This window comes from Streptomyces sp. (genome assembly GCF_035563135.1).
GTDB lineage: Bacteria > Actinomycetota > Actinomycetes > Streptomycetales > Streptomycetaceae > Streptomyces.
This window is the reverse complement of record NZ_DATMVN010000723.1, coordinates 1-6,461: the sequence shown is the minus strand read 5'-3', so window position 1 is coordinate 6,461 and position 6,461 is coordinate 1. Positions and strand designations below refer to the sequence as shown.

Genomic DNA, 6,461 nt, shown 5'->3' with positions numbered 1-6,461 from the left:
ATCCGCTACGTCGGCTCCGGCGCCACCGGTAACCACGAGAGCGACAGCCGGATCCTTCCCTCCGGCGGGTTCACCTTCTCCAACATGCTGCTGCCGCCCGGCGCCGAAGGCCCGGCCCACACCCACCACGACGTCGAGGAGGCCTTCTTCGTCCTGGAGGGCGAGGTCAAGGTCGGCATCCACCGGGGCGCCGACGAAGCCGAGTACCGCACCCTGGGCTACCGCGACATGATCGTCGTCCCCGCCGGTGTGACCCGGTCCCTCAAGAACGAGGGCGACACCGACGCCCTGTTCTGCGTCGTCATCGGCACGCAGAAGCCGCAGGTGCCGACCTACCCCGAGTACTCGCCGATGCACGGCGTCACCCGTGGCTGACCAGCCCCCGGCAGGCCGGCGCACCGTCGTCGTCACCGGAGCGGGCCGTGGCCTGGGACTGGCCACGGCCCGCCGGGCGGGCACCGACGGCTTCCGGGTCGTCCTCGCCGAACTGGAACGCGAGCGGGGCGAGCGCGCCGCGGCCGAGCTGCGCGCGGAGGGCGTCGACGCCCACTTCGTGCACTGCGACGTCGCCGACCCCGCCTCGGTGGAGGCGCTCGCCGACGCCGTGCGCGGACTGGGCCCGCTCCACGGCCTGGTCAACAACGCGGCGCTCGCCAACGGCGTGGGCGGCAAGGAGTTCCAGGACATCGACATCGAGGTCTGGGACCGGCTGATGGCGGTCAACGCCCGCAGCCCCTGGCTGGTGTCGAAGGCCCTGTACCCGCTCTTCACCGGACCCGGCCGCATCGTCAACCTCGCCTCGGACGCGGCCCTGTACGGCTCCCCGCGCCTCGCCCACTACATCGCCTCCAAGGGCGCCGTCATCGCACTGACCCGCGCCATGGCGCGCGAGCTCGGCGAGAAGGGGATCACCGTCAACGCGGTGGCCCCCGGCCTCACCGAGTGCGAGGCGACCGAGACCGTGCCCGCCGAGCGGCACGAGCTCTACCGCCTCAACCGGGCCATCTCCCGGCCGCAGCAGCCCGACGACCTCACCGGGATCGTCTCCTTCCTGCTCGGCGAGGAATCCCGCTATCTGACCGGACAGGTGATCGCCGTCAACGGCGGCTTCACCATGAACTGAACCGCAGGAGATACGAGTTATGGATCTGGGCCTCGCCGACCGCACCATCGTGGTCACCGGCGGCAGCTCGGGCGTCGGCCTGGCCACGGTCCGCGCCCTGCTCGACGAGGGCGCTCGCGTCGCCACCTGCGGCCGTGACGCCGGCCGGCTGGCCGCAGCGGCCGCCGGCCTCGGCGCCGGGAGCGGCCGTCTGCTGACCGCCGTGTGCGACGTACGGGACGCGGACGCCGTGAGCGGCTTCGTCCACCGCACCGCCGAGGAGTTCGGCGGCATCGACGGACTGGTCAACAACGCCGGGCAGTCCCGCATGAAGGGACTCGACGACGCCACCGCCGAGGACTGGCGCGACGAACTGGAGCTGAAGTTCGCCGGGGTGCTGAACCCCCTCCGGGCGGCGCGTCCTCATCTCGCCGCGTCCGGGGCCGCGAGCATCGTCAACATCAACGCGGTCCTGGCCAAACAGCCCGAGACCCGGCTGATCACGACGAGCGCGGCACGCGCCGGCATCCTCAACCTCTCCAAGTCCCTGTCCGCCGAACTCGCCGGTGACGGCATCCGGGTCAACTCCGTCTGCCTCGGACTCGTCGACACCGGCCAGTGGACCCGCCGCCACGCGGCCGCGGACTCCGGCCTGACGTACGAGGAATGGCAGACGGAACTGGCCGAGGACCGGGGCATCGCGCTGGGCCGCCTCGGCCGGGCCGAGGAAGTCGCGTACGCGGTTGTCACCCTGCTCTCGCCCCGCGCCTCCTACATCACCGGCACCAGCATCGACGTCTGCGGCGGCGTCGGCCGCTCCATCCTCTGAGGAGACACCATGCGTCACGACAACGGAGGCGATCTCCTCGTCACCGTCCTGCGCGAACTCGGCATCGACACCGTCTTCGGCATCGTCAGCGTCCACAACCTGCCGCTCGTCGAAGCCGTCGACCGTGAACTGCGGTTCGTCCCCGTGCGGCACGAGGCATCCGCCGTCAACGCCGCCGACGCCTACGGCCGCGCCCGTGGAACCCTCGGCTGCGCCCTCACCTCGACCGGGACCGGTGCGGGAAACGCCGCCGGATCACTGATCGAGGCGCTCAGCGCGGGCAGCTCCGTGCTCCACATCACCGGCCAGGTGGAGAGCGGGTTCCTGGGCAGCGGAAGGGGATTCATCCACGAGACCAAGGACCAGCTCGGCATGCTGAAGGCCGTCTCCGCCCACGCGGCGAGCGTGCCGGATACCGGGCAGGCAGGCAGGATCCTGCGCGACGCGGCCCGCGCGGCGCTGACCGCGCCCGGTGGCCCCGCCAGTGTGGAGTGGCCCATCGACCTCCAGTACGCGGTGCAGACGGACGAACCCGCCGGGTGCACGGCGCCCGCTCCCGTCGTCCCCGCGGAGAGCGACCTGGCGGCCGCGGGCGCGCTCCTGGCCTCCGCCCGCCGCCCGCTCGTCTGGGCCGGCGGCGGCGCGAACACCGCCCGCGGCGAGCTGGCCCGGCTGCTGGAGGCGACCGGCGCGGGACTGATCACCTCGAATTCCGGGCGGGGCAGCGTGCCCGAGGACCACCGGCAGGTCATCGGCAACTTCGCCACCGCACCGGCGGTGCGGGCCCTGCTCGCCGACGCGGACGTCCTGCTGACCATCGGCACGCACTTCCGGTCGAACGAGACCGCGGACTACACCCTGGAGCTCCCCGGGTCACACATCCAGATCGACCTCGACGCAGCCGCCCTCGGCCGGGTCCACCCGGCCACCCACGCGCTGCACGGTGACGCGGCCGGTGTCCTGGCCGCTCTGCTGCCCCACGCCGTGACCGCCGAACCCGGCTGGACGGACCGCGTCGGAGCCGTACGCACCGAGGTACGCGCGATCCTGCACGACACCATCGGACCGCAGGCCGCGATCTGTGACGCGATCCGCGCCGCCCTTCCCCGCGAGGCCGTCGTCGCACGCGACGTCACCATCCCCTCCAGCAGCTGGGGCAACCGGCTCCTGGAGATGTACGACCCCAAGGACAACGTCTTCCCGCGCGGCGGCGGCATCGGGCAGGGACTGGGCATGGGCATCGGCGCGGCGCTCGCGCGGCCCGACGCGCCCACCGTCGTGATCGCGGGAGACGGTGGACTCGCCGTCCACCTCGGCGAGCTCCTCACCCTCGCCCAGGAGCGGCCCCGCCTGACCCTGATCGTGTTCAACGACGGCGGTTACGGAGTCCTGCGCAACATGCAGGACCGCCACAGCGAGCGCCGCTCCGGAGTCGATCTGACGACCCCCGACTTCGCCCTGCTCGCCCAGGCCTGCGGACTGCCCTACGCCCGCATAGGAGCCGAGGAGGACGCGGCCCCCGTGGTCACCGCAGCCATCGCCTCGGACGGCCCCACCCTCGTCGAGGTCGACCTGAACGCCCTCGGCCCGATGAAGAACCCGTTCACCCCGCCCGTGCGGATCCCGGGCCAGTAGCCCGCCCGTCCGAACTGCCGGTAAGGAGGCAACAGACCATGAGCGAGGAATCGCTGCGGCTGACCGTCCGTCGTATGACCTGGGAGGCCGAGGGAGTCCTGTCCGTCGAGCTGACCCACCCGGACGGCAAACCCCTGCCCGCCTGGACCCCCGGCGCGCACCTCGACGTCCACGCCGGCGGCCAGGTCCGCCAGTACAGCCTGTGCGGCGACCCGCACACCCCGGACGTCTACCGCATCGGCGTGCTCAACGAACCCGCCTCACGCGGCGGTTCGCGATTCGTGCACACCCAGCTGCGACCGGGTCAGCAGATCACGGTCTCCGAGCCGCGTAACCACTTCGCGCTGGAGGACGCCCCGTCCTACGTGTTCGTCGCCGGTGGCATCGGAATCACCCCGCTGCTGGCGATGGCCCGGGAGGCGGCCCGCCGGGGCGCCGACTGGCGCATGGTCTACGGCGGCAGGAGCCGGGCCTCCATGGCGTTCACCGGCGAACTCGACGCGCTCGGGGGCGACACCACGCTCGTCCCGCAGGACGAGCACGGCCACATCGACCTGGACTCCGTGCTCTCCGGGCTGCCCGAGGGCGCCCTGGTGTACTCGTGCGGTCCCGGACCGCTGCTCGCGGCCGTCGAACAGCGCTGTCCCGAGGACCGGCTGCGCCTGGAGCGGTTCGCCGCTCCGGTGGTGGAGCGCTCCGGCGGGGACGAGGCGTTCGAGGTCGAATGCCGGGCCTCCGGGACGACGTTCACCGTCGGCGCCGGCACGTCCGTCCTGGAGGCCGCGGAGGAGGCCGGGCTCACCGTGGACAACTCGTGCCGCGACGGGATATGCGGCTCCTGCGAGACCCGGGTGCTCGAAGGAACGCCCGACCACCGCGACTTCCTGCTCAGCGAGGCCGAACGGGCAGCAGGCGCCACGATGATGATCTGCGTCTCGCGGTGCGCCTCCGGCCGGCTCGTCCTCGACCTGTGACACCTTCCCCCGCACTTTCAGGAGACACCGTGACCGACACCTGGCCGTACCTGGACGTCCACCAGTCCCGCACGCACGAGCCCACCCCGTACGAGTACAAGCTCGCCGCCACCCTCGAAGAGGTCTACACCCGCGAGGGCCACGGGCTCGCCGACGTCGTGCGAGGGCTCAACGCGCGTCAGGTCCACGCCGCGGACGGCAGCCCGTGGACCGAGGAATCCTTCCGCGCCGAGATGAACCGACTGGGAGCCTGACCATGACGCTGTCGTCCTCCGCCACCGCGGACCACATCTACGCCACCGGTCTGCGCAACCAGTGGCACCCGGTCGTCCCCTCGCACTTCGTCGCCCCGGGCGCGATGCGCAAGGTCACCGCGCTCGGCGAGCAGTGGCTGCTGTTCCGGCGCTCCGACGGAGCCCTGTCCATGCTCGCCGACCGGTGTCCGCACCGCGGTGCCCCCTTGTCCCTCGGCAAGCACCTCGGGGACCGGGTCGCCTGCTGGTACCACGGCGTCGAGGTCGAGCCCGACGGCACCGTCTCCTCCGTCCCGGGACTGCCGGGATGCAGCCTGGAGGGCAAGAAGCTGGTGACCTCACTGCCGGTGCGCGAGGTCGCGGGCGCGATCCTCGCCTACTTCGGGGACGAGGAGCACCCCGAGCCCGCCGAGCTGACACCGCCGGACCCGCTGACCGACCCCGAGGTGGACGCGTTCCTCTGCTACGCGGAGTGGAACGCGCCCTGGCGGTACGCCGTGGAGAACCTGCTCGACCCGATGCACGGCGCGTTCCTGCACCATGACTCGCACACCATGTTCGACGGCGACACCACGGCCAAGTTCCGTATCCGGGAGACCGCCCGCGGCTACTTCTTCGAGAAGACCGACCAGCGGGGCGTCAACTTCGACTGGGTCGAGCTCTGCCGCACCGGAGTGGACTGGGTGGACCTCTCCATCCCCTATCCGCCGTCAGCCGGCCCCGGGGGCGCGTTCGGCATCGTCGGCATGGTCTGCCCGGTGGACGAGCAGCGCAGCGGCGTCTTCTTCTGGCGTTACCGCCGGGTCGAGGACTGGCAGCGCGCCTCCTGGCGTTTCCTGTACCGGACGCTGATCGAACAGCGCCACTGGGACGTCCTGGAGCAGGACCGCGTCATGCTGGAGGCCATGCCGGCCGACGCCGACCAGCGGGAGAACCTCTACCAGCACGACCTGGGCGTGGTGCGGCTGCGCCGGCTCTACCGGGCCGCGGCCGAGGCCCAGTCGACGGCGGGGGCCTGAGGAGCACACCGCACGGAGGCATCCACCGGGGGAGGGGGACCGAGACCGGCGGGCCCACCCGGCCGGCCTCGCGACGCACCGGACGACGGGAACAGCGCTCCCCTCCGGAACGGCCCTCTCCGCCCGGCCGCGGCCTGCGCGCCCGGCCCGCGGCCGGCGGAGAGGGCCGGAGCTGTTCAGCCGGGGATCCGCCGACGGCTGCCCCTCGCTGCCGCCACCAGCTCGGGAACGGTGGCCAGTTTGACCCTGGGGCGGCCGGCTCGGCGCCCCAGGGCCAGTTCGGCACGCTCGATCTCCGCCAGGCCGCGGGCGTCGACGACCCGCCGGTTACGGCGCCGCACGAGCCGCTGGAAGGCCTTCGCCCCGTGCTCGGGCGTGGGCAGCGCACCGCTGACGGCATCGTCCAGGAGCGTGCCCACGGTCTCGGCGGCGCATGTCCGGTTGGCCCCGATGCCGCCCGAGGGGCCGCGCTTGATCCATCCCACGACGTAGGTTCCCGGCCGGCCCGCCACCCTGCCGCCCTCGTGCGGAACGGTGCCGCTCGCCTTGTCGAACGGCAGCCCGCCGACCGGCAGTCCGCGCTGGCCGACCGCCCGCAGCAGCAGTCCGGCAGGGATCTCCCGGCTGCTCGTGCTCCTCGTGACGTCC

At 72.5% G+C, this 6,461-nt stretch carries 7 protein-coding genes and 1 pseudogene; 7 read left to right on the top strand and 1 reads right to left on the bottom strand.

Translation table 11 applies throughout. From position 1 onward, the window contains the following. The 7 genes from VN520_RS32075 to VN520_RS32045 form a co-directional block, all read left to right on the top strand. A partial coding sequence (locus tag VN520_RS32075; RefSeq protein ID WP_325750443.1) for a cupin domain-containing protein occupies window positions 1-375 on the top strand: 375 nt, incomplete at its 5' end. Continuing rightward, window positions 368-1,123: an SDR family oxidoreductase gene (locus VN520_RS32070; protein WP_325750442.1), complete on the top strand. Its 756-nt coding sequence runs from the start codon at window positions 368-370 to the stop codon at window positions 1,121-1,123. The genes VN520_RS32075 and VN520_RS32070, both read left to right, overlap by 8 nt. A 19-nt stretch (window positions 1,124-1,142) precedes the next feature. After that, window positions 1,143-1,931 (top strand): SDR family oxidoreductase, encoded by a 789-nt coding sequence (locus VN520_RS32065; protein WP_325750441.1) that lies wholly within the window; start codon window positions 1,143-1,145, stop codon window positions 1,929-1,931. A 9-nt stretch (window positions 1,932-1,940) separates the two neighbouring features. Beyond that, window positions 1,941-3,566 (top strand): thiamine pyrophosphate-binding protein, encoded by a 1,626-nt coding sequence (locus tag VN520_RS32060; protein WP_325750440.1) that lies wholly within the window; start codon window positions 1,941-1,943, stop codon window positions 3,564-3,566. 38 nt (window positions 3,567-3,604) lie between these two features. Then, entirely contained in the window at window positions 3,605-4,540 is a 936-nt protein-coding gene (locus VN520_RS32055) for a PDR/VanB family oxidoreductase (RefSeq protein WP_325750439.1), read from the top strand. Between the two features lie 29 nt (window positions 4,541-4,569). After that, window positions 4,570-4,794: a recombinase-like helix-turn-helix domain-containing protein gene (locus VN520_RS32050; RefSeq protein WP_325750438.1), complete on the top strand. Its 225-nt coding sequence runs from the start codon at window positions 4,570-4,572 to the stop codon at window positions 4,792-4,794. A gap of 2 nt (window positions 4,795-4,796) precedes the next feature. Then, window positions 4,797-5,813 (top strand): aromatic ring-hydroxylating dioxygenase subunit alpha, encoded by a 1,017-nt coding sequence (locus VN520_RS32045; protein WP_325750437.1) that lies wholly within the window; start codon window positions 4,797-4,799, stop codon window positions 5,811-5,813. Between the two features lie 176 nt (window positions 5,814-5,989). On the opposite strand, the pseudogene VN520_RS32040 reads toward VN520_RS32045, so the two are convergent. After that, window positions 5,990-6,461, bottom strand: a pseudogene (locus VN520_RS32040) (ferredoxin-NADP reductase); the annotation flags it as partial.